Source organism: Amycolatopsis sp. NPDC054798, from assembly GCF_053611505.1.
In genome coordinates this window covers 42,132-63,999 of the sequence record NZ_JBSHAM010000042.1, presented here as the reverse complement: position 1 = coordinate 63,999, position 21,868 = coordinate 42,132, and the positions used below count along the sequence as shown (strand labels likewise).

Below are 21,868 nucleotides of genomic sequence, written 5' to 3'. Positions count from 1 at the left end.
GCGCGGCCCCCCGGCCCACAGCGGATTCACAGCTGACTGCCAGCCGAGCATCAGCGGCCGGCGATTAGGTTCGGATCTGCCACCGCGACACGTGGCGTCGTGCACCACGAAAGGCCGTGCCTGTCGCGAAACGAAAGGAAAGGGTGCTCCGGATGCGAGTGCTGGTTCTCGGCGGTGACGGTTACCTAGGCTGGCCCACTGCGCTCCACTTGTCGGGCAAAGGCCACGAAGCGGCTGTTCTGGACAACTTCGCGCGGCGGCAGTACGACGTCGAGCTCGGAGCCGAAAGCCTCGTGCCGATCGAAGACCTGGGCGCCCGGACCGACGCGTGGCACGAGGTGTCCGGAAAACGGATCGAACGCTTCGAAGGCGACCTGCTCGACGCGGAATTCCTGTTCGGCGCGATCCGGGAATTCCACCCTTCCGCGATCGTGCATTTCGCCGAGCAGCGGTCCGCGCCGTATTCGATGATCGACCGCGAGCACGCGGTCTACACGCAGCACAACAACGTGGTCGGCACCCTCAACCTGCTGTACGCGATCGCGGAGATCGACCCGGACATCCACCTGGTCAAACTGGGCACGATGGGCGAATACGGCACCCCGAACATCGACATCGAGGAAGGCTGGCTCGAGGTCGAGCACAACGGCCGCCGCGACCGGATGCTGTACCCGAAGAAGCCGGGCTCGTTCTACCACCTGTCGAAGGTGCACGATTCGCACAACATCGAGTTCGCCTGCCGGATCTGGGACCTGCGCGCGACCGACCTCAACCAGGGCGTCGTGTACGGCCAGCAGACGCCGCAGACCGCGCTCGACCCCCGGCTGGCCACGCGGTTCGACTACGACGCGGTGTTCGGCACGGTGCTCAACCGGTTCGTCATCCAGGCCGTTCTCGGCCAGCCGCTCACGGTGTACGGCAAGGGCGGGCAGACGCGCGGCCTGATCGACATCCGCGACACCGTCGAGTGCATCCGGCTGGCCGTGGAGAATCCGGCCGGGCGCGGCGAGTTCCGGGTGTTCAACCAGATGACCGAGAGCATGTCGGTGCGGGAGATCGCCGGACTCGTCGCCGACCGCTTCCCCGGGCCGGTGCAGATCGAGAACCTGGACAACCCGCGGGTCGAGCAGCCCGAGCACTACTACAACGTCAAGCACACCGGGCTGCTCGAACTGGGGCTGGAGCCGCATCTGCTGTCGGACACGCTGATCGAGTCGATGTTCGACATCGTGGGCGCGAACAAGCACCGGGTGAACGCCGAGCGGCTGCGGCCGGCGGTGCGCTGGCGCGGGGCGGTCGAAACCTCCTGACCCCGGGCTGCGCCCGCCTGGTTCCGCCTCCGTCGCGGAAATTGTCGGTGGCGGGTGGGATGCTCTTCGGGTCAGCCCCTGACGGGGACGGATCTGGGAGAGCGGCAAGGAAAACGTGGGGGACGAAGCAGCGGCGCGGTGGAGCCCGGAGCGGGTGCTCGAACTCGCGCCGGACGCCGCGTCGGCGAAAGCCGGGCGCGGGCAGGCGGCACCGGCGAAGTGGTCGGACGCGGGAGCCTCGGCCCGTGCCGTCTGGGGCGCCTGCCAGGGCAGCGGGAAGCGGCCGTACCAGACGACGGTGGAAACGGCCGGGCCCGCGTTCCGGTGCACCTGCCCGAGCCGGAAGTTCCCGTGCAAGCACGCGCTGGGGTTGCTGCTGCTCTGGGCCGACGGGCAGGTCCCCCGCGCGGAGGAGCCCGGATGGGTGCACCAGTGGCTCGAGGAACGGGCCGCGCGGGCGGAACGGACCGAGAAGAAAACGGACGCGCCGAAGGACCTCGAGGCGGCGGCCAAACGGGCGCGGGAGCGGCTCGCACGCGTCACCGCGGGGGCCGCTGAGCTGCGCGGATGGCTCGCCGACCGGGTGTCCGCCGGGTTCGCGACGTTCGAGCGCGGCGGCTCCGACGAACTGCTCGCGGTCGCCTCCCGCATGGTCGACGCGCAAGCTCCCGGCCTGGCGAACGGCCTGCGCCGGGCCGCGGCGCTGGTCGGGCGCGGCCGGGACTGGCCGGACCTGCTGCTGGCCGAGCTGTCGCTGGTGTACGTGCTCGCGGACGCGGCGAGCAGGCTGGAATCGCTGCCGTCCGGGCTCGCCGACACCGTCCGGTCCCGGCTCGGGTTCTCGACAGGCAACGCGCAGGTCCTGGAATCCGGCGAACGCGTGCCGGACCAATGGCTGGTCACCGGCGCGATCGACGAGGAACAGGATTCGCTGCGCAGCAGGCGCACGTGGCTGCGGGGCAAACGCAGCGGCCGGGACGCGCTGGTGCTGTCGTTCGCGCCGCCGGGACGTCCGCTGGACAGTTCGCTGCCGCCGGGATTCGTGGTCGCGGGAGAGCTGGTGTTCCACCCGGGAGCGGTGCCGCTGCGGGCGGTGTTCGACCGTCGCGAGGAACCCGAGGCCCCGGAGGCCGCACCGATCGGCGGCACGTTCGCTTCGGCTCTTGCCGGCCACGCCGCCGCGCTCGCGGCCGATCCGTGGCTGGACCGGTGGCCGGTGCTGCTGTCCGAGCTCCGCCCGGCGCGGCACGGGGACGGCTGGGCACTGTCCGATGTAGACGGTGCGGCCCTGCCGCTGGCGCCTGCGGTGGATCCTTGGCCGCTGCTGGCGCTCGCGGCCGAGCGGCCGGTCACGGTGGCCGCCGAGTGGACGACGGCGGGGCTGCGGCCGTTGAGCTGCTGGCATCGCGACGGGATGGTGCGACTGTGAACGCGTGGGAAGACCTCGTCGGCACCGTCCTGCTCGGCACCCGCCGCCGGGCACTCGACCCGGCCGGATTGCCGCCCGGGGTAAGGGAAATCGCCGGCCAACGCACCGAACCGGCCGACCAAGCGCTCGTCGCGGCGGCGGCGTACACCGGATACCGGCGCGCCGGGCAGCGACCGCTCACCGGCGTCGAGCCCGAACCCGCCGCCGCGGAGGACACCCGGCCGTTCGTGCCGACGGTGGCGCGGGCGCGGCTCGTCCACCTGCTGTCGGCCAACCGGCCCGAACTGGTGGAGGAATGGCTGACCACGGTGGCGGGCAAGGGATTCCGCGTCCCGGCCGAGCGGCTGCCCGCGCTGGCGGACGCCGCGCGGACCCGGGTGTCGTTGCGGGCTCCGCTCGCCACGGTCGCCGGTCCGGTCGGGGCGTGGCTCGGCGAGCGGAATCCGGATTGGGCGTTCCTGGTCGCCGCCGACGACGACACCAGCGACGACGCCTGGCAGTTCGGCACCGCCGCGCGGCGGCAGGCCTGGCTGGAACGCGTGCTCGTCGCCGATCCCGCCCGTGCGCGGGAAACGCTCGCCGCCGCCTGGGGCAACGAACCGGCCGACCTGCGGGCGACGTTCCTGTCCCTGCTCGGCGAGCATCTGGCCGACGAGGACGAGCCGTTCGTCGAAGCCGCGCTCGGGGACCGGGCGGCCGGGGTGCGCGAGATCGCGCTGCGGCTGATCGGCCGGTATCCCGGTTCGGCGTCCGGCGAGCGGATGATCGAACGGCTGCGGGCCTGTGTCACGGTGCGCAGCCGGGCACTGCGGGCGGACGTTCTCGAATTCACGCCGCCCGAGCCGGACGACAGCCTGATCCGCGACGGCATCCGCGTCCCGCCGGGGCCCGGGCAAGGCACCGCCCGGCTGCGCGCGATCATCGCTGCCACTCCCCTGCGGTTCTGGGCCGAGTACGGCACCCCGGGCGAACTGGCCGGGATGCTCGTCGAAGGCCCGCCGCTGAACGTGGTGCGCGAAAGCTGGGCCACCGCCGCGCTCCGGCAACGCGACGAGCAGTGGGCGCAAGCCCTCGTGGAGGCCGAACCCGGCGGGCGCAGCACTGCCGCGCTGATCGGTGTGCTGTCACCCGAGCAGCAGGCCGCCACCGTCGCGAAGCTGACTCGCGGGCTGCCGGTCGAAGCTCTCACCCGGCTCATCCTCGACCTGCCGCAGCCGTGGCCCGCCGCGCTCGGCACGGTGCTGCTCGACTGGGTCGCCGGCCAGCGCGACCACCGGCTGGTCGCGCACGCGGCCGCGCTGATCGCGAAAGCCGTGCCGGTCCCCTGCCTCGGCCACCCGCTGGCCGAGATCCCGCTTCCCGGCGAGGCCGCCCCGTGGCGGCGCGCAGTCGCCGAAACCCTGTCCTTCCGCCGTGAAATGCACAAGGAGCTCGCATGACGTCCCCCGTCCTCCGGCCGCACGCCGAACAGGAATACGCCGGAGAACTGGCCGCCCTCGCCGCGGCCGACGACCGGGCGAAACCGCCGTCGTGGCGGCTTTCGCCGTGGGCGGTGGTCACCTACCTGCTCGGCGGGAAACTCGGCGACGGCACCGAGATCAGCCCGAAGTACGTCGGCCCGCGGCGGCTGATCGAGGTCGCGGTCGCCACTCTCGCCACCGACCGCGCGCTGCTGCTGCTCGGCGTGCCGGGCACGGCGAAAACCTGGGTGTCCGAGCACCTCGCGGCGGCGATCAGCGGGGACTCCACGCTGCTCGTCCAAGGCACCGCGGGCACCTCCGAGGAGCAGATCCGCTACGGCTGGAACTACGCGCGGCTCATCGCCGAGGGGCCGAGCGACCAGGCGCTGGTGGAAAGCCCGGTGCTGCGCGCGATGCGCGACGGCAAGGTCGCCCGGCTGGAAGAACTCACCCGCATCCCGGCGGACGTGCAGGACTCGCTGATCACCATCCTGTCCGAGAAAACGCTGCCGATCCCCGAACTGGGAGCGGAAGTTCAGGCCCGGCCCGGGTTCACGCTGGTGGCAACGGCGAACAACCGGGACAAGGGCGTCAACGAGCTGTCGAGCGCGCTGCGCCGCCGGTTCAACACCGTCGTGCTGCCGCTGCCGGACACTGCCGAGGCCGAGGTGGAGATCGTCCGGCGGCGGGTCGGCCAGCTGGGCGCCGCGCTGTCGCTGCCCGCCGAGGCGGCGGATCTCGCCGAAATCCGCCGTGTGGTCACGGTTTTCCGCGAGCTGAGGGCGGGCCGCACCGAGGACGGCCGCACCGCGGTGAAAACCCCGTCCGGCACGCTGTCGACGGCGGAAGCCATCAGCGTGCTCACCGGCGGACTGGCGCTGGCCGCGCACTTCGGCGACGGCGTCCTTCGCGCGCAGGACGTCGCGGCGGGGATTCACGGTGCGGTCGTGAAGGACCCGGTGGCCGACAGCGCGATCTGGAGCGAGTACTTGGAGACCGTCGTGCGCGAGCGGGAAGGCTGGGCCGACTTCTACCGGGCAGGCCAGGAGATCGCCGGATGACCACTCATCTCCTCGGGATCCGGCACCACGGTCCCGGTTCGGCGCGGGCGGTGGCCGCCCGGCTCGCCGAACTGGAACCGGACGTGGTGCTGATCGAGGGACCGCCGGAGGCGGACCAGCTCGTCGATCTCGCCGCGGACGACGACATGCGGCCGCCGGTGGCGTTGCTGGCGTACGCGTCCGACGACGTGTCGCGCGCGGCTTTCTGGCCGTTCGCGGTGTTCAGCCCGGAATGGCAGGCGCTGCGATACGCCGCCGCTGCCGGGATTCCGGTGAAGTTCTGCGATCTTCCGGCGGCGCACCAGTTCGCGCTCGGCGAGGAGCGGACCGCGCCCCGCGCAGACCCGCTCGCGGAACTCGCCGCGGCGGGCGGGTACGACGATCCGGAACGCTGGTGGGACGATTTCGTCGAATCCCGCCGGGGCGAGGAATCGCCGTTCGAGGTGATCGCCGACGCGATGACCGCGCTGCGCGAGGGCGACCGGCCGGACGATCCGCACGAACAGCGGCGCGAGGCGTACATGCGGAACGTGCTGCGCAAGACGCGGAAAGAAGGCTACGAACGGATTGCCGTGGTGTGCGGGGCCTGGCACGTGCCCGCGCTGGCCGATCCGCTGCCGCCCGCTTCCCAGGACCAGGCTGTCCTCAAAGGACTCCCGAAGCGGAAGGTCGTGTGCACCTGGGTGCCGTGGACGCACGGCAGGCTCGCGTCGGTCACCGGCTACGGCGCGGGCGTCCGCTCCCCCGGCTGGTACCACCATCTGTTCAGCACGGCCGGCGACGTCACCACGCGGTGGCTCACCGCCGTCGCAGGAGTGCTGCGCGAGGAAGACCTGCCCGTCTCCACCGCGCACGTGATCGAAGCGGTACGGCTGGCGGACACGCTGGCCGCACTGCGCGGAAGGTCGTCAGCCGGGCTCGCCGAGGTGGACGCCGCCACCCGCGCCGTCCTGTGCGGAGGCGACGACGTCCAAGCCGACCTGGTCACCCGGCGGCTGGTGGTCGGCGAACTCCTCGGCGAGGTCCCGGACCGCGTCCCGCAGGCTCCGCTGGCCGCCGACGTGGTCGCCACCGCCCGGCGGCTCCGGCTCAAACGCGAGCCCCAGGCCCGCGAACTGGACCTGGACCTGCGCACCCCCGGCGGACTGGACCGCTCGCGCCTGCTGCACCGGCTGCGGATCCTCGGCATTCCCTGGGGCGAGCCGGAACTGTCCTCGGTCCGGAACAAAGGCACCTTCCGCGAGACCTGGGTCCTCTGCTGGGAACCAGGTTTCGAGGTCGACCTCGTCGCGGCCGCCGTGCACGGAACCACCGTGCCCGCCGCCGCGACCGCGGTCGTGCGCGAAACCGTCGCCGAGTCTCCCTCGCTCGCCGACATCACCGCCGCGGTCGAACGCTGCCTCCTGGCCGACCTGGGAGACGCCCTGCCGGAGACCCTCGCGGCCTTGGACACCCGCGCCGCCGCCGACGCGGATGTCGCCCACCTCATGACCGCCTTGCCTCCGCTGGCCCGGGCAACCCGCTACGGCGACGTACGCGGCACCGACACCGCACAGCTGCAAGAAGTCGCCGACCGGGTCCTAACCCGGGTCTGCGCCGGGCTTCCGCCCGCCGTGCACGGCATCGACGAGGAGGCCGCCGCTCAGTTCTGCGAGCTGATCGACGACGTCCACGAAGCCACCGACCTTCTGGGCGAGTCCGCCCGGGATCGCTGGTTCACCGCCCTCGCCCGGCTGTCCAGTCGCGACGCTCTGCCGCCGCTGCTGGCGGGCCGCATCGTGCGCCTCCTGCACGACGCCGATCTGCTCGACGGCGCTGAGGTCGAACTGCGGCTGGGCCGCATGCTCACCCCCGGCATCGCACCGACCGACGGCGCGGCCTATGTCGAAGGCTTCTTCTCCGGCGGCGCGCTCCTGCTGATCCACGACGAGCGCATGCTGCGCGTCGTCGACACCTGGCTGGCCTCGATCCCGCCTGAGGTCTTCACCGAGGTGCTTCCCTTGTTGCGCCGCACTTTCGGGGCTTTCGCCGGCCCCGAGAAACGCGCCATCGGGGAACGCGCCGCCACCTTGTCCGGCACGCGCCCGGCCGAATCGGCACTCGCCGAGGACCTCGACGAGATCCGCGCCGCAGCCGCCTTGCCGGTCTTCGCCACCTTGCTGGGAGCCGCCCCGTGACCACCGATCCCGAACGCCTCCGCCGCTGGCGCCTAGTGCTGGGCGGAGACTCCGACGGCACCGGCCACGCACTGTCCGAAGGGGACACTGGCGTCGACAACGTGCTGGCCGCCCTGTACGACGAGCGCCCCCGGAACCCGCGCAGCAGCGGTGACCGCAGCGGCGGCCTGCAAGCCTCCGCCCCGCGGGTCGCACGCTGGCTGGGCGACATCCGGAAGTACTTCCCCGGCTCCGTCGTCCAGGTCATGCAACGCGACGCAGTGGACCGGCTGGGCATCACCCGGATGCTGCTCGAACCGGAGCTGCTGAGCGCCGTGGAACCGGACGTCCATTTGGTCGGGACCCTGTTGTCCCTCAACAACGTCCTGCCCGAGGAGACGAAGGAGACCGCACGCACCGTCGTGCGCAAGGTCGTCACCGAACTGGAGGAACGCCTCGCCGAACGCACCCGGGCCGCGGTGCGCGGCGCGCTGGACCGCGCCGCCCGCACCCAGCGCCCCCGGGGCGCGGACATCGACTGGAACCGCACCGTCCGCCGGAACCTGAAGCACTACTCGCCCGAGCTGAAAACCATTGTGCCCGAACAGCTTTTCGGCTTCGGCCGCCGGGAGCACAGCGTCCGGCGGGACGTGATCCTTGCCGTCGACCAGTCCGGTTCGATGGCGGAATCCGTGGTGTACTCGGGCGTCTTCGGCGCGGCGCTCGCCTCGATGCGCGCCCTGAGCACGAAATTCGTCGCGTTCGACACCGCCGTCGCCGACCTGTCCGACCACCTGGACGACCCGGTCGACGTCCTGTTCGGCACCCAGCTCGGCGGCGGCACGGACATCAACCGTGCGTTGGCATACTGCCAAGGACTGGTGGAGCGCCCGGAGCAGACCCTGCTGGTGCTGATCAGCGACCTGTACGAGGGCGGGGTACGGGACGATCTGCTGCGCCGGGTCGCGGATCTGGTGGGGTCCGGGGTGCAGGTGGTCACACTGCTGGCGCTGTCCGATTCCGGAGCGCCGTTCTACGACCGCGAGAACGCCGCCGCGCTCAGCGAACTGGGCGTGCCCGCTTTCGCCTGCACGCCGGACCTTTTCCCGGACCTGATGGCAGCTGCGCTGCGAAGGGAGGACTTGACCCGCTGGGCCGCCGCCGCGACCGCGCAATGACCTGACGCCACGGCCGAGTTCGCGCGGCACGGTTTCGCCTGGGAACGCACCGACGCGGATGGGCGATGCCAGTGGGGCTCCGGGGTGTCCAGCGGCCCAAGCCTTGTCGTCTGCGAACGGCTTCGTCGGCGCCGTCGTCGCTTGGCTTAAGGACGCCCCTCTGTCTCGCCGACGGGCCACCGTTTCGCCTTAAGTGTGGGCTTCCGTGCGCGGCTTTGTCCAGCCGAGCGGAATGCGTTGCCCTGCTTGCCGTTCAGTTCTGCGGTCAAGCCGACGACAGGCACGCTGGCATGCCCACCGCTGGGAAAGCCTCAGCCGGCCGAACAGTCCAGCGCGTCCAGCAACCACGTATGCGCGACTCCGACCGGCGCGGCTTCGCCGGTGATCTCGCCCGCGAGACGCCAGTAGCGGCGTACCTGCGGATGCCGGTCGGCAGCGGTGCGCCGCCGCAGCGCGCACCGGAACTCCGGGGTGTCGCCGGTGCCGGACGCGGCGGCGTGCGCCGCGGCGAACAGGTCGAGCGCGGGCCCCGGTCCCGGCCGGGCTCCAGCCGCCACCCGCGGGGACGCCAGCTCGCACGCCGCGCCGACGCCGTCGTGGAGAACGCCGAGGCGAGTGACCAGAGGGCTGGTCCGCATCCGGGCGGCGAACGCGCGGTCGGCGGCGAGCAGCACCAGTTCAGCGTAGGCGACGACCTGCGCCGGAGTCGGCAGCTCCGGCGGCCGCGGCGCACTCACGGCGAGGAACATGTCGGCCGTGTCCGGCGGGACTGCGCCGGTGGCCATCGGATGCCAGAAGCGAACGAGAGCCTCCTGCGCGGCAAACCCGTCCGTCACCGCGGACAACAGCTCGAGCCGAGCGGCGCGGTCGGCAGGCAGTGCCTCCTCGACGGCGCGGAGAGCTGCGCGTCGCCAGGCCAACGTCGTCACCTCGCGGTCGAGCGCGAGGCGCTCGGCGGCCACTGCCTCGGCGAGGGAACGCTCCCCGGCGAGAACGTCAGTGATCGACTTCAGGTTCAGACCGAGTCCGCGCAACCGCCGCACCAGGTTCAGGCGGTGCACCTCCGCCGGATCGAACCGGCGGTGCCCGCCGACGCTGCGCGCCGGCTCCAGCAGTCCCTCGTCGCAGTAGAAGCGAATCGTGCGGACAGGCACGCCGGTACGCCGCGCCAGATCGCCGATTCCGAGTGTGTCGCCGGTCACTTCCAATGGAACCTCCAGCCGGGTGGAGTTCGTACGGTACGACCATGGATCTCGATACCGCACGACTTTTCCAGGGATTGCACGAGCACACCGCCGGGTTCGCGAAGGCGGTGACCGGCGCGGATCCGGAGACTCCGGTGCCCACCTGCCCGGAGTGGCCGCTGCGGGTGCTGGCCGGACACGTCGGACAGGCGCACCGCTGGGCGGCAAGCCTCATCCGGTCCGGCGCCGCCCCGGTGCCGGACCCGTTCGAAGCGAACCCCGGCGCGCCCGGCGAATGGTCCGGCTGGCTGCGCGCCGGAGCCGCGGACCTCGCCGACGCGGTGCTCGCCGCCGCCGACAGTCCAGTGTGGACATTCTTCGGCCCGCGACCGGCGACGTTCTGGCTGCGCCGCATGCTCCACGACACGACGGTGCACCACGCGGACGCGGCCCTCGCCACGGGCACCGCCTTCGAGGTGGCCCCAGACCTCGCAGCCGACGCGATCAGCGAGTGGCTGGAAATGCTGTCCCACCCGGTCATGACGACGCTGAGACCGGCTTTCTCGTCCCTCCGCGGCAACGGCCAAACGCTCCAGCTCAACCCCGGTGTCGGCGTGGGCTGGCTGATCACCCGCACCCCCGACGGCGTGCGATGGGAACGCGCGACCGGCACCGCGGACGTGACGCTGACCGGTCCTGTCGGAGATCTCCTGCTGGTGCTCACCCGGCGGTTGCCGCCCGGCCGGATCACGGTTGCCGGGGACCAAGACCTGGCCGACCACTGGCTCGCACACTCGGCGGCGTGAGGACATCGAGGTTTTGGCATGCTCGAAGCCTGGCTCAGGGCACGGACCGAGGCCGGACGGCGAAAGCCGCCGGGTGCCAGGCTGGCCGCCCCGGCATCCCAGCGAGCCCGAGGTCCTGGCGCGATACGCGTGTCGGCCAGCGCCGACTCCCTCCGAGTCCGAAGTCGCTGGCCTGCCTCGAACCTCGGCAGGAATGCAACATGGGCAGGCCCGCGGCCGCGACGCGAACGTCCCAGACTCGACGCAGCCCGAGCCCCCCGCCGCGCAGGTGTGTCACCATCGGGAAATGGGAACCACCCCCGGTCCGGCCCCCGCAGTCCGGCTTTCGCAGCTGCGGCAGGTGCGTCTGGCCAAGGACGCCATGGACCGGGACTGGGCCGAGTCCCTCGACCTGGACGCGATCGCCGCGCACGCCGGATACTCTCGCTACCACTTCGTGCGCCTTTTCCGCACCGTATACGGCCAAACGCCGGGACAGTACCTGAGCCGTCGCAGGATTGAGCGGGCGGAGGATCTGCTGCGGACTGCCGATCTGTCCGTCACCGAAATCTGCACCCTGGTCGGGTTCAGCAGCCTGGGATCCTTCTCGGCGAGCTTCAAGAAACACACCGGCCTGACCCCGAGCGAATACCGTGCACGGCACGTCAGTCAGGGCTCGGCCTTGGTCCCCGGGTGTTACGCGCTCCTGTGGCACGGCGGGTTCAAGGGCCAGGGGCAGGCATCGAAACCGGATCTTGAGCGATGAACGATCTTGGCCCCTGGCGCGCCGAGACCTCCTAGCTGTCTTGGATCCGTTGCCGGACAAGGGAGTGCACCTCGAACGGTCCCGGTTCCCGGCGCGGAGAGATCTCACGGATGCGCAGTGACTCAACCGTGACTGGCCAAGGAACGAGGGCTCGTTCGCCTAACGGATTCGCCGCCGAACTCCACCCAACCCCCGTACTGCGCCGGACGCGATCGTCGCACCCGGGAACGAGCGGGGTGACCGGCACCGTCGCGACGCTGCTCAGACGATGTCGAATTCGTTGCCCTCCGAGTCCTGCATGGCCGCGGCCTAATGCCCCATGTCCGGTTCGTCGTCGATGCGCAGCACGGTGGCGCCGGCTTCGACCAATCGCTCCGCCTCGGCCTTGACTTCGCTTTGCGCGGACGTCCAGCGGAACGTCGCGGCCCAGAACGCGACCATCTTCTGCGGATCAGAGCAGTCGATCGTCGACTGCAGCGTCATGTCCGTGCCCCGGAGCGTTCCAGACAGGTCTGGCAGAAAGCCGCTTCCGCGACCGCCGGCCGAGGACCGCAATTTTCAAGAAGCCGGACGACCCTGCCGGTAGCTACGGTTGATCACAGAGAGCAGGCGAACAGCGCCTGCCGGGCACAAGGAGTCAGCTGTGATCAAGGGGCTGTCCATCGCCAACGTCTGGGTCCTCGACCATGACCGGGCCAAGGAGTTCTACACCGAAAAGCTGGGCCTGGAAGTCCGCACCGACCTGACGATGGGCGACGGCGGGATGCGCTGGCTGACCGTCGGGGCGAAGGACCAGCCGGATCTCGAGATCACCCTGATGGTCCCAGGCGGGCCGGCGCTCGACCCGGAATCCGCCGAAGCGCTGAGGAAGCTCGTCGCCAAGGGGGTGCTGGGAGCCGGGGTTTTCGGGACCGACGACATTCACGCCGACTACAGGACCTTGAAGGCGCGCGGAGTCGAGTTCGTGCAGGAGCCGCAGGAGCGGCCCTACGGCACCGAGGCCATCTTCCGCGACGATTCCGGAAACTGGTTTTCCTTTACCCAGCGGCGGGAAAACCTCGACCTGGACAAAGAATGGAGCTGCTGACCGGCCGGCGCCGCAGCCAGACCGGAGGATTTCGCCGGGGCCGCGGCTCTCGGCCGGTTCATTGCGGAAGCTGAGATCGGGCCGGGATTTCCGGGACGAGCGCGGCGTTTCCCGGCCAGGGTACCGGGAACGCTGGGCAGCGTCGGCCGGAAGGGCTCGGCGCGACCTCGACGCGCTCCGCCAAGCCCGTCGAGGATGCCGAGCAGGGCAGGCCGGAACGACCTCGGCAGAATCCGCCAGGGCTCCCGTCACGTCGCCAGAAAGACCAGCCAGGCCAGCACCGAAGAACCTCGGCACCACCGCGAGGCTCCACCGCCAAGTGCTCAGGAACGCCACCAGGTCGGACGGGGCCGATCTCGACAGAATCGCCAAGGCACCCGCCGAACCGCCGCACAAGTCAGCCAGGCCAGGAAGGACAGCGGCACGACCACGGCGCGCCGCCAGGAAGCCGAGCAGGTTGCGGGAAGGATCTCAACACGACCGCCGCAGCTCCCGCCAGGTCGGCAGAAAAGCCGACCAGGCCAAGGAAACCGCGGCACGACCACTCCCCTGTCCAGAAATCAGGGACGCCGAGCAGATCAGAACGGAAGGACCCCACCACAACCCCCGCGTCACCCCGACAAGCCACGAAAGCCCAGCAGAACCCCAGTCAAGGAGGTCAAGCACTCCGCTGCACAGCGCGCTCGAACCGCAGCACCCCGTCGTCCACTCGGCTCAGCCGGAGGTCGGCCGCGTCCAGGACGTAGTTCTGGCGCATCAGCCATGGTCGCCGGTCGCCTTGGCGGGGCAGTACCGAGGCAGCTCGCGTCAGGTAGCCCGACGTCAGGTCCATCATCGGCCGCCGCGTCGACTCCGGGATCGCGGGCGGGCGGGGTACGCACGTGTCGAAACCGTTGCGGGACAGGTGGTTCAGCAACCGGCACACGTATCGCGAAACGAGGTCCGACCGCAGCGTCCACGAGGCGTTCACATAACCGACGCACCAGGCGAAGTTCGGCACCCCGCCGAGCATCATTCCCTTGTACACCAGCTGTTCCGACGGCTCGATCACCGCACCGTCCACGCTCAGTTCGATTCCGCCGAAGGCGATCACCCGCAGGCCGGTCGCGGTGACGACCACGTCCGCGGGCAGTTGCGTGCCTGATTCCAGCGCGATGCCTTCGGGGGTGAAGCGGTCGATCCGTTCGGTGACGATGTCCGCCTTGCCGCCGCGCAGCGCCTGGAAGAAATCCGCGCCAGGCGTCAGGCACAGCCGCTGGTCCCAGGGCTGGTACCGGGGCGAGAAATGCGGATCGACCGGGATCGAGGCGGGCAGCTGCTTCTCCGCCGCGTCCCGCAAAAACGCCGCCACGCGCCGGGGCTGCCGCCGAGAGATCTGGTAGAGCAGCGTCGTCACCAGGACGTTCTTCGCACGGACGACGTGGTAAGCGAGCCGCGAAGGCAGGATTCCGCGCAACCGGCGGGCGAGCGAATCCGTCCACGGCCGGGCCAGGACATAGCTCGGCGAACGCTGCAGCATCGTCACCGATTCCGCCTGCGCGGCCAGTTCCGGCACCAGCGTGACCGCGGTGGCCCCGCTGCCGATCACGACGACGCGTTTGCCGGAAAGCTCCAGGTCTTCCGGCCAGAACTGCGGATGCACGATCTCGCCGCGGAATGAGTCGCGGCCGGGGAAATCGACGACGTGGCCGTTCTCGTAGCTGTAGTAGCCGCTGCACAAATACAGGAAAGAGCAGGTGTGGGTGACGATCTCGCCGTCGTGCGAGGCTTCTACCGTCCAGCGGGCCGAAGCCGACGACCAGGACGCCCGCACCACCCGGTGCCCGAACCGGATGTGCCGGGAAACCCCGTACTGCGCGGCGGTTTCGCGGATGTAGTCCAGGATCTCCGCTCCGGACGCGATCGACTGGTCCTTGCTCCACGGCCGGAACGGGTAGCCGAGCGTGAACATGTCCGAATCGGAGCGGACGCCCGGGTACCGGAACAGGTCCCAGGTTCCGCCGATCGTGTCTCGCGCTTCGAGGATGGCGTACGTCCGGTCCGGCGCCTGCTGCTGCAATCGGCAGGCCGCGCCGATGCCGGACAGCCCGGCTCCGACGACCAGGACATCGAAATGCGCCACAATTCCTCCCCGCCCGAGACGACTCCCGCACACCTTACGGCCGGGGCCGGGTCAAGTGGGGCCCCGCCGGGCCAGGCCGGGAACCACCGGCCCGGCGGGGAAAACCGTGCTCACCGCAGGGAAACAACCCTGGTGGCGCCGAAGGTGCCCTTGAGCGGGACTTCCACCGTGCGCCGCCGCACCGTCACGCGGACGCTGTCCTGCAGCTGCGTCGGATCGGAAACAGCGAGGCTGTTCCTGCCGAGCGCTACCGAAGCCGGTCCTGAAACGGATACTTCGTCTACCGTACCCGCACTGTAGAAGTTTGCCAGCAGTGTGTTATCCCACAGCCGCAAGGCCTGGACAGCGGCCGTGTTCGCCCGGACGCGCCAGGCGAGCACCGACGCGACCGTCCCCACCACCGACGCGCCCGGCAGAACCGCGTACGCGTACTTCGCGTCCACCGGCTTCGTGCCGTGTTCGATCACCAGCTTCTGGTACCGCCGCGTGTTCGGCGTGGTGGTGCCCTTCGTGTTCGCACCGGTGTCGACGTCGCGCCACGCGCCGGTCCGGTCTTCGCGCAGGGCGGTGACCTCGGCGTTGTCGAGCAGGACGTACCCGCCGACGTGGTCGAGGTGCAGCCAGCGCGGCCGGTGCAGCGTGCTCGAATCGCCGACCACGCGCGCGTCGGCCAGCAGCGTGCCGCGTCCGTTTTCGCCGAGGTTGCGGTTTTCGATCGTCGTCCGGACCGCTTGTCCGGAGGTGTCGGTGATCCCCGCGCCGAGGCAGACGATGCCCGCCGGAGTGAAGAACCACGACTTCTTCGCCGTCAGCGAACCGTCTTCGGAGACGAAATCCATCGCGTACGCGCCGTGCCGGGCGTCCCAGCGCACGCCGCCGACGTGCGCTTTCGTCGTCAGCGGCGTCGCCGCCAGCGGTCCCGGCGGACCGGCCTTCGCGGTGGTGCCGGGCAGCAGCGCCGGATCGACAGTCGGCCAATAGGCGTCCGAGTAGTGGCCCTTCGCGTTGGGAAGGAACAGATACAGCACGCCGTCGCCGACGTGCCAGCCGTGCAGGTTCATCCCGTTGATCGACTCGTAGCGCGAGATTCGCGTGGAGCCGACGCCGAGCGACGCCGACCAGCCCTCGGTCACGTGCACCATCCGGTCCTGCTGGCCGAAGATCCGGTGCGTCGCGACGATCGGCGCAGGCCGCGTGCGTCCGGCGAGCATTTCCTGGGCGAACTCGATGCCCGGCGTCGCGACGAGGTCCGGGCCCGGCGCGAAGCGTTCGGGGTCGGGGATCTCCAGGAACGGCGCGTACGTGCCTTCCTTGATCCACTTCGCGGCGAGGCCGGACAGTTCGGACTTCACGGTCCCGGTTGCCGACCGCGCGAGAACCAAAGTCGCGACGGTCAACTGGTGTCCGATGTCGTGCGCGGTTTCGCCCTGGCGCGACAGCATCCGCCCGCGCACCGGCTCCATCAGCGCGCCCGCGTAGACGAACGGCGCGAACGTGTCGCCGACCAGCGCGTACACCTTCTGTTTCAGGTCGTCCGGCAGCGCGTACTCGGTGCCCTCGGTGACGTGGATCGTCCCGGCGAGCGCGGTCAGCAGGACGATGCCGTAGTGGCCGGGGTACGGGATCGTGTCGTGCTGAATGAACGAGCCGTCGGCGTGGAAGCCGTCTCCCGCCGCGCGGGCCAGCTTCGCCAGTACGCTCGCCGCTCCCCCGCCGGCGACGTCGGTGATCGCGTCGATGCCGGTGCGGATCCACGCGGTGTCGCCGGTCAGCGCGCCGGACACTATCGAGATCAACGCTTTGTCCGCGCGGTTCGCGCCGGTTTCGACGATCTTCGGGTTGTTCGCGCGCAGGTTCGGATTGCCGACGAACCGCTTGACCGGGCTGACATACCGCGCCAGTTCGTCGGCGGTCAGCTGGTCAGCGACCGTGACGAGGGTGTGCAGCAGGTAGTAGGGCACGCCGATCTCATAGGTGTACCAGTTGCCGATCTCGCCGACCTGCGGGTTGTACTGGCTGGCGTAGATCAGCTCCAGCGCCTTCTTGATCCCGTCGAGCACCTTCGGGTCGCCGGAAAGCGTGCTGCCCGGGGTGCCCCAGTCGACAGCGATCGCGCGCAGCCGGGCGTACATCGACGTGGTGTAGTCGCTGCCCGGCCCGAGCGGCAGGTCAGTCCATAGTGGACCGTTTCCGGACACCGACATGCTGTCGTAGTAGGACTTCGCGACCCGGCCGAGATTCTTCAGCGCGGCCGTGCGTTCCGGCGACGGGCGGTTGATGCCCGTCTGCAGCTCGCGGTAGCCAGCCACGATGGTCTTCAGCGGATCCGCGGAAGCGAAGGCCGGGCGCGAAGCGGCGAGGAACGCGGCCGACGCGGCGGCGACGGCACCGCCGCGCAGTGCGGTTCTGCGGTTCACGGGCATGACGGTGCCTCCCAGTGGGGTTGGTCGTGAGTGGCGATAACGGTGAGAACCGGGATCGCCACTCACGAGGGGGTCTGCTCAGCGCGCTCCGTCTACACGGCGCGGCAGCTGCCACGGGTTCGCCTCCTGCAGGGCTTCCGGCAGCAGCGCGTCCGGGAAGCTCTGCCACGCCACCGGACGCAGGAAGCGTTCGATAGCGGCGGTGCCGACCGAGGTCGTGGTCGGCGCGGTTGTCGCCGGGTACGGGCCGCCGTGCTGCTGCGCCCAGCTGACCGTGACGCCGGTCGGCCAGTCGTTCCACAGCAGCCGTCCGGCCAGCCGGGTCAGCGCAGGCAGCAGCGGACGCACGAAGTCCGCGTCGCTTTCCTCGCCCTGGACGGTCGCGGTCAGGCCGGGTTCGAGGCTGTCCAGCACCTCGATCAGTTCGGCCTGGTCGGAGTAGGTGACGATCAGCGACGCGGGGCCGAAGTGCTCCTCGCGGACCGCCTCGCCGCCGGCCAGGAATTCCTTCGCGGTGGTCGCCAGCAGCGACGGGGTGAACGCGTCACCGTCCTGCGAGCCTTCCACGACCGACGAGACACCGGACACCGCGCGCAGGTCCGCCAGCTTCTGCGCGAACCCGGCCGCGATCCGGTCGTTCAGCATTTCCTGCTGAGCCACCGCGCCGACCGCCTCGCGCAGAGTGTCGTCCAGCCCGTGGCCCTCGGGCAGGAACAGCAGGCCCGGCTTGGTGCAGAACTGGCCCGCCCCGAGGCTGAACGACCCGGCGTAGCCCTTCGCCACCGCCTCGCCGCGCGCGGCGACCGCACCCGGCGTCACGACGACCGGGTTGACGCTGCCCAGCTCGCCGTAGAACGGAATCGGCGTCGGCCGCGAAACCGCGATGTCGAACAGCGCGCGCCCGCCCGGCACGGAACCGGTGAACGCGGCAGCGGAGATCCGCGGGTCCTTCAGCGCCGTGACGCCCTGCTCAACCCCGTGGATCACCGCGAACGCACCCTCCGGCGCGCCCGCGGCAGTCAGCGCTTGCGCGACGATCTCGCCGGTCCGCGTCGAAAGCTCCTCGTGTCCCGGGTGCGCCTTGAGCACCACCGGACATCCCGCGGCCAGCGCGGAAGCGGTGTCGCCGCCCGCGACGCTGAACGCGAACGGGAAGTTGCTCGCGGCGAACACGAGCACCGGCCCGATCGGCACGAGCACCCGGCGCAGGTCCGGCCGGGCGCCCATCGGCCAGGCCGGGTCGGCGTGGTCGACGGTCGCGCCCAGGAATTCGCCGTCCCGCAGCACTTCGCCGAACAGCCGCAGCTGGAACGTCGTGCGCGCGAGTTCGCCCTTCAGCCGCGGCGCGGCCGGGAGACGGGTTTCCTGATGCGCCAACGGAATCAGCTCTTCGGCGGCCGCGTCGAGCGCGTCCGCGGCGGCGGCCAGCCACCCCGCCCGCTCAGCGGGCGTGCTCTCGGCGAACGGCCGGGCGGCTGCCGCGGCCGCGGCCAGCACGCTTTCCAGTTCCGTGGCGGAAGTTTCGCGGCTCAATGGATCTCCTCGTCAAACAATGTTCACCGGCGCCGAGTGCGCGGCGGCGGTGGCGGCGTGCAGGTCCGGCCAGCGCGCAGGCCCGGCGAGGCCCAAGTGGTACAGGTGCAGTTCAGTCGCGCCAGCCTTGGCCAGTTCGAGCACGTACGCCTCGATGTCCGGCACCGCGCTCGCCGCGACCGCGGTGATGTAGCTGCCGATCGCGACTCGTTCCGGCAGCGCCTGCCGAGCGGCGGCAACGGCGTCGACACTGCCCTGCCCGGGTGCCCAGTTCTGCAGCACCACCGTCTCCGCGTCGTCAGCGGCAGTCGGGGTCAGGCCAGGCAGCGCACCGGTGACCCACGGGTCGAGCGCGCCGTGCAACACGATCCGCGTACCCGGCTCCAGCACCGCCAGAACTTCAGCACGCAACGCATCGGTCGCCTGCTGCCGCCCGGAAAGCAGTTTTTCCTTCAACTCAGCCGGGAGTCTATCCTCGGCCACCGACAAATCCGCCGTCGCGATCAGCCGCTGCACCTCGGCCCGCAAAGCCTCGCGGACGTCCGACGGATCCAGACCTGCCCAGCCCTCCGCGCAAGCATCGCAACAGCAGATCGACAACAGCCGCGCGGTAGCCGGAGCCCACACCCCGTCGGTTTTCTCGTGCTGATGCTGGTGAACACCGCCGAGCGGGCCGCACGCCTCCAGCAACACTGACGAAAGCTTCAGCCCCGCAACGGATTCCGCGGTCAGCGTGGCCGCGTACTCGCGTACCGCGGGCTGCGCCGGGCACAACGCCCACGGGTACGTCTCACCGAAGCAGTTGCGCACGGCGTATTGCGGGAATTCGGTGCCCAGCTGCGAGTTGTGCGTGAGCACGATCCAGGCGGCGGCCGGGATTCCGGCCTCGTTGAGCCGTCCGACCGCGTCGCCGCCGCTGTCCTCTTCCGAGACCCAGTCCGGCGTGGCGGGCACGAGATCGCGGCCAGCCCACGCTTCCGCGCGCACCGGTCGGTAAAGCGCGGCGGTCCGCGCGACCACCGAAGTCTGCTCGGTCGACCACGGCGTCGCGGCCCGGGCACTGTGGTAGGCCAGCGCCACCGCGACCTCGTCCACGCCGAGGTCCTGCACCCGCTCGACGAACGCGGTGTCGCCGAGCACGTCCCACGGATACGCGTATCCGGTCACCTTCACCGGGTCACCACCTCGCCGTGTTCGGTTCGAAGCCGGGCGTGTACTTGCGCATGTACGTCACATCGTCCCGTTTGGTCAGTCCACATCGGACATAGTCCTCGTGCGCCCTGGCGAGCGCGTCCTGGTCCAGCGTGATGCCCAGGCCCGGCCGGTCCGGCACCGCCACCGCTCCGTCGACGAAGTCCAGCGCGCCCGGTTCGATCACGTCGGCAGTCTTCCACGGCCAGTGCGTGTCGCAGGCGTACGTCAGATGCGGGGTCGCCGCTGCGACGTGCACCATCGCGGCGAGGCTGATGCCGAGGTGGCTGTTGGAGTGCATGGACAGCCCCACGCCGAAGCTTTCGCAGGCCACCGACAGCGCCTGGGTGTCGCGCATCCCGCCCCAGAAGTGGTGATCCGACAGCAGCACGCCGATCGCCCGCGCCCGGAACGCTGGCTCCAGGTCGCCGAAATTCACCACGCACATGTTGGTGGCCAACGGCATGCTCGCCTCGCGCGCGACCTTCGCCATGCCCTCGATGCCCGGCGTCGGGTCTTCGAGATACTCCAGCACGCCGTCGAGTTCAGCGGCGACCCGGATGCTCGTCTCGGGCGTCCACGCCGCGTTCGGATCGATCCGCAGCGGATGCCCCGGGAACGCTTCAGCGAGTGCGCGAATGCCCTCGATCTCTTGCTCCGGCGGGAAAACCCCACCCTTGAGCTTGATCGAACGGAAGCCGTACTCGTCGACCATCCGCTTCGCCGAGCCGACCAGCGCTTCCGGCGTCAGGATGTCGCCCCACCTGTCCTCGTCGGCCCCGATGTGCGCGCCGTACTTGTAGAACAGGTACGCGGAGAAGTCGACCGCGTCGCGAGCCTTCCCGCCGAGCAGGTCCGCGACCGGACGGCCGAGGAACTGTCCCTGCGCGTCCAGGCAGGCGACCTCGAACAGCGAGTACACGCTGGCGATCGTCTTGCGGATGGAGAACCCGCCGATCAGCCCGTGCTCGTCGGTCAGCACGGTTCCGGCCAGCTCGCGCGCGACGATCCGCTTCAAGCCCGGCAGGTCGAAAATGTCGCGTCCGGCCAGTTCCGGCAGCACCTTGCGCACCTCGCCGAGGAACGCCGCGTCGCCGTACGATTCGCCGAGGCCGACCACTCCGTCGTCGCACACCACCTGGACCACGCTGCGCAACGCGAACGGCTCGTGCACGCCCATCACGTTGAGCAGCGGTGCGTCAGCGAAGGCGACCGGGGTCAGCACCACGTCCCGGATCTTCATCAGAGGCCTTTCAGCACGGCGAAACCGTTCTCGACGACCTTGCCCAGCCGGTCGATCTGCTCCGCGGTCGGCTCGATCAGCGGCGGCCGGACAGTGCCGACCTTGTCGCCGCGCAACCGGGCGGCAGCCTTCACCAGCGACACCGCGAAGCCGGGCGTCTCGTCGCGCAACGCCACCAGCGGCAGGTAGAACCCGGCGAGCAGGGCGTCCATCGTCGCGTCGTCGTTCTCCGCGAGCGCGCGGTGGAAGCGGTGCGCGATCTCCGGCGCGAAGCAGTGCACCGCGGAGGAGTAGCGCGCGACGCCAACCGCCGCGTAAGCCTTCGCGGACACCTCGGCGGTCGGCAAACCGTTGAAGAACAAGAAGTCCGCGGACCGCTGGGTGCCGAGCGCGCGGATCGTGGTGACGATCCGGGTCATCGCTTCGACGTCGCCGTAGCCGTCCTTGATCCCGACCACCGACGGGATGTCCAGCAGCTTCGCCGCGGCCGGCGCGGTGAACACGCCAGTGCTGCGGTGGTACACGATCACCGGCACCGAGGTGTCGCCGATCGCGTAGCGCACGTAGTCGACCAGGCCGTCCTGCGGCCCGGTGACCAGGTACGGCGGAAGCAGCAGCACTCCGTCGGCGTTCCCCGCCTGCGCCGCCGCGACGCCCGCGCGCGCACCGGCCGCGCCGCCGCCCGCGCCGACCCACACTGGCACGCGGCCGTTGGCGACCTCGCGCGCTTTGGCGAGCAGCGCGGCGACCTCGTCGACCGACAGCGAGCTGAACTCCCCGGTGCCGCACGCGACGAACAGCGCACCCGCACCGGCGGCGATGTGGCTCTCCGCGTTCTCCGCGAACCCGTCGAGATTCAGCTCGAGGTCTTCGGTGAACGGGGTCAGCGGGAACGCCAGCAAGCCGTCCAGCTCGATCTGTGCCATCAGTTTTCGCTCCA

Annotated in this window: 17 protein-coding genes; 9 read left to right on the top strand and 8 right to left on the bottom strand. The window is 70.5% G+C overall.

Going from position 1 to position 21,868, the window contains the following annotated elements; all coding sequences use genetic code 11:
• Window positions 1-152: 152 nt before the first annotated feature.
• From ACWGIC_RS24840 to ACWGIC_RS24815, 6 genes are all read left to right on the top strand, one after another.
• Window positions 153-1,310, top strand: coding sequence for an NAD-dependent epimerase/dehydratase family protein (locus ACWGIC_RS24840; RefSeq protein WP_452078347.1), 1,158 nt, complete (start codon window positions 153-155; stop codon window positions 1,308-1,310).
• 115 nt (window positions 1,311-1,425) lie between these two features.
• A complete protein-coding gene (locus ACWGIC_RS24835) occupies window positions 1,426-2,739 on the top strand; it encodes an SWIM zinc finger family protein (RefSeq protein WP_452078346.1) in 1,314 nt (437 codons plus the stop codon).
• Window positions 2,736-4,178 carry a DUF5691 domain-containing protein gene (locus ACWGIC_RS24830; protein WP_452078345.1) on the top strand — a complete coding sequence of 481 codons (1,443 nt, stop codon included), beginning with the start codon at window positions 2,736-2,738 and terminating at the stop codon, window positions 4,176-4,178. Before ACWGIC_RS24835 ends, ACWGIC_RS24830 begins: the two co-directional genes overlap by 4 nt.
• Entirely contained in the window at window positions 4,175-5,260 is a 1,086-nt protein-coding gene (locus tag ACWGIC_RS24825; protein WP_452078344.1) for an ATP-binding protein, read from the top strand. Before ACWGIC_RS24830 ends, ACWGIC_RS24825 begins: the two co-directional genes overlap by 4 nt.
• Entirely contained in the window at window positions 5,257-7,437 is a 2,181-nt protein-coding gene (locus ACWGIC_RS24820) for a DUF5682 family protein (protein ID WP_452078343.1), read from the top strand. The genes ACWGIC_RS24825 and ACWGIC_RS24820 overlap by 4 nt, the downstream gene beginning before the upstream one ends.
• Window positions 7,434-8,594 (top strand): VWA domain-containing protein, encoded by a 1,161-nt coding sequence (locus tag ACWGIC_RS24815; protein WP_452078342.1) that lies wholly within the window; start codon window positions 7,434-7,436, stop codon window positions 8,592-8,594. The genes ACWGIC_RS24820 and ACWGIC_RS24815 overlap by 4 nt, the downstream gene beginning before the upstream one ends.
• A 311-nt stretch (window positions 8,595-8,905) precedes the next feature.
• Here the strand turns inward: ACWGIC_RS24815 and ACWGIC_RS24810 are convergent, their stop codons facing one another.
• Window positions 8,906-9,796 carry a helix-turn-helix domain-containing protein gene (locus ACWGIC_RS24810; RefSeq protein ID WP_452078341.1) on the bottom strand — a complete coding sequence of 297 codons (891 nt, stop codon included), beginning with the start codon at window positions 9,794-9,796 and terminating at the stop codon, window positions 8,906-8,908.
• Between the two features lie 44 nt (window positions 9,797-9,840).
• On the opposite strand from ACWGIC_RS24810, the gene ACWGIC_RS24805 reads away from it, so the two are divergent.
• Window positions 9,841-10,584 carry a maleylpyruvate isomerase family mycothiol-dependent enzyme gene (locus ACWGIC_RS24805; RefSeq protein WP_452078340.1) on the top strand — a complete coding sequence of 248 codons (744 nt, stop codon included), beginning with the start codon at window positions 9,841-9,843 and terminating at the stop codon, window positions 10,582-10,584.
• Window positions 10,585-10,870: 286 nt separating this feature from the next.
• Window positions 10,871-11,329, top strand: coding sequence for a helix-turn-helix transcriptional regulator (locus tag ACWGIC_RS24800; RefSeq protein ID WP_452078339.1), 459 nt, complete (start codon window positions 10,871-10,873; stop codon window positions 11,327-11,329).
• A gap of 309 nt (window positions 11,330-11,638) precedes the next feature.
• On the opposite strand, the gene ACWGIC_RS24795 is transcribed toward ACWGIC_RS24800, so the two are convergent.
• Window positions 11,639-11,812 (bottom strand): hypothetical protein, encoded by a 174-nt coding sequence (locus tag ACWGIC_RS24795; RefSeq protein ID WP_452078338.1) that lies wholly within the window; start codon window positions 11,810-11,812, stop codon window positions 11,639-11,641.
• A 160-nt stretch (window positions 11,813-11,972) separates the two neighbouring features.
• Here ACWGIC_RS24795 and ACWGIC_RS24790 point away from each other — a divergent pair, with 160 nt between their 5' ends.
• Window positions 11,973-12,416, top strand: coding sequence for a VOC family protein (locus ACWGIC_RS24790; RefSeq protein WP_452078337.1), 444 nt, complete (start codon window positions 11,973-11,975; stop codon window positions 12,414-12,416).
• 658 nt (window positions 12,417-13,074) lie between these two features.
• Here ACWGIC_RS24790 and ACWGIC_RS24785 read toward each other — a convergent pair.
• The 6 genes from ACWGIC_RS24785 to ACWGIC_RS24760 form a co-directional block, all read right to left on the bottom strand.
• Window positions 13,075-14,541: a flavin-containing monooxygenase gene (locus ACWGIC_RS24785; RefSeq protein ID WP_452078363.1), complete on the bottom strand. Its 1,467-nt coding sequence runs from the start codon at window positions 14,539-14,541 to the stop codon at window positions 13,075-13,077.
• A 107-nt stretch (window positions 14,542-14,648) separates the two neighbouring features.
• On the bottom strand, window positions 14,649-16,961 hold the full coding sequence (locus tag ACWGIC_RS24780) for a polysaccharide lyase 8 family protein (protein WP_452078336.1): 2,313 nt from the start codon (window positions 16,959-16,961) through the stop codon (window positions 14,649-14,651).
• Between the two features lie 78 nt (window positions 16,962-17,039).
• A complete protein-coding gene (locus tag ACWGIC_RS24775) occupies window positions 17,040-18,494 on the bottom strand; it encodes an aldehyde dehydrogenase (NADP(+)) (protein WP_452078335.1) in 1,455 nt (484 codons plus the stop codon).
• Window positions 18,495-18,506: 12 nt separating this feature from the next.
• Window positions 18,507-19,667 carry a hypothetical protein gene (locus tag ACWGIC_RS24770; protein ID WP_452078334.1) on the bottom strand — a complete coding sequence of 387 codons (1,161 nt, stop codon included), beginning with the start codon at window positions 19,665-19,667 and terminating at the stop codon, window positions 18,507-18,509.
• Window positions 19,668-19,671: 4 nt separating this feature from the next.
• The gene (locus ACWGIC_RS24765) at window positions 19,672-20,928 is read right to left on the bottom strand and encodes a glucarate dehydratase family protein (protein WP_452078333.1); all 1,257 of its coding nucleotides are present in this window, start codon (window positions 20,926-20,928) and stop codon (window positions 19,672-19,674) included.
• Window positions 20,928-21,854, bottom strand: a complete 927-nt coding sequence (locus tag ACWGIC_RS24760) for a 5-dehydro-4-deoxyglucarate dehydratase (protein ID WP_452078332.1) — start codon at window positions 21,852-21,854, stop codon at window positions 20,928-20,930. Before ACWGIC_RS24760 ends, ACWGIC_RS24765 begins: the two co-directional genes overlap by 1 nt.
• Window positions 21,855-21,868 lie beyond the last annotated feature (14 nt).

Coding starts and splice junctions, on each gene's coding strand:
- ACWGIC_RS24840 (WP_452078347.1), top strand. CDS start 153: ATGCGAGTGCTGGTTCTCGGCGGTGACGGTTACCTAGGCTGGCCCACT.
- ACWGIC_RS24825 (WP_452078344.1), top strand. CDS start 4,175: ATGACGTCCCCCGTCCTCCGGCCGCACGCCGAACAGGAATACGCCGGA.
- ACWGIC_RS24820 (WP_452078343.1), top strand. CDS start 5,257: ATGACCACTCATCTCCTCGGGATCCGGCACCACGGTCCCGGTTCGGCG.
- ACWGIC_RS24805 (WP_452078340.1), top strand. CDS start 9,841: ATGGATCTCGATACCGCACGACTTTTCCAGGGATTGCACGAGCACACC.
- ACWGIC_RS24800 (WP_452078339.1), top strand. CDS start 10,871: ATGGGAACCACCCCCGGTCCGGCCCCCGCAGTCCGGCTTTCGCAGCTG.
- ACWGIC_RS24795 (WP_452078338.1), bottom strand. CDS start 11,812: ATGACGCTGCAGTCGACGATCGACTGCTCTGATCCGCAGAAGATGGTC.
- ACWGIC_RS24780 (WP_452078336.1), bottom strand. CDS start 16,961: ATGCCCGTGAACCGCAGAACCGCACTGCGCGGCGGTGCCGTCGCCGCC.
- ACWGIC_RS24765 (WP_452078333.1), bottom strand. CDS start 20,928: ATGAAGATCCGGGACGTGGTGCTGACCCCGGTCGCCTTCGCTGACGCA.
- ACWGIC_RS24760 (WP_452078332.1), bottom strand. CDS start 21,854: ATGGCACAGATCGAGCTGGACGGCTTGCTGGCGTTCCCGCTGACCCCG.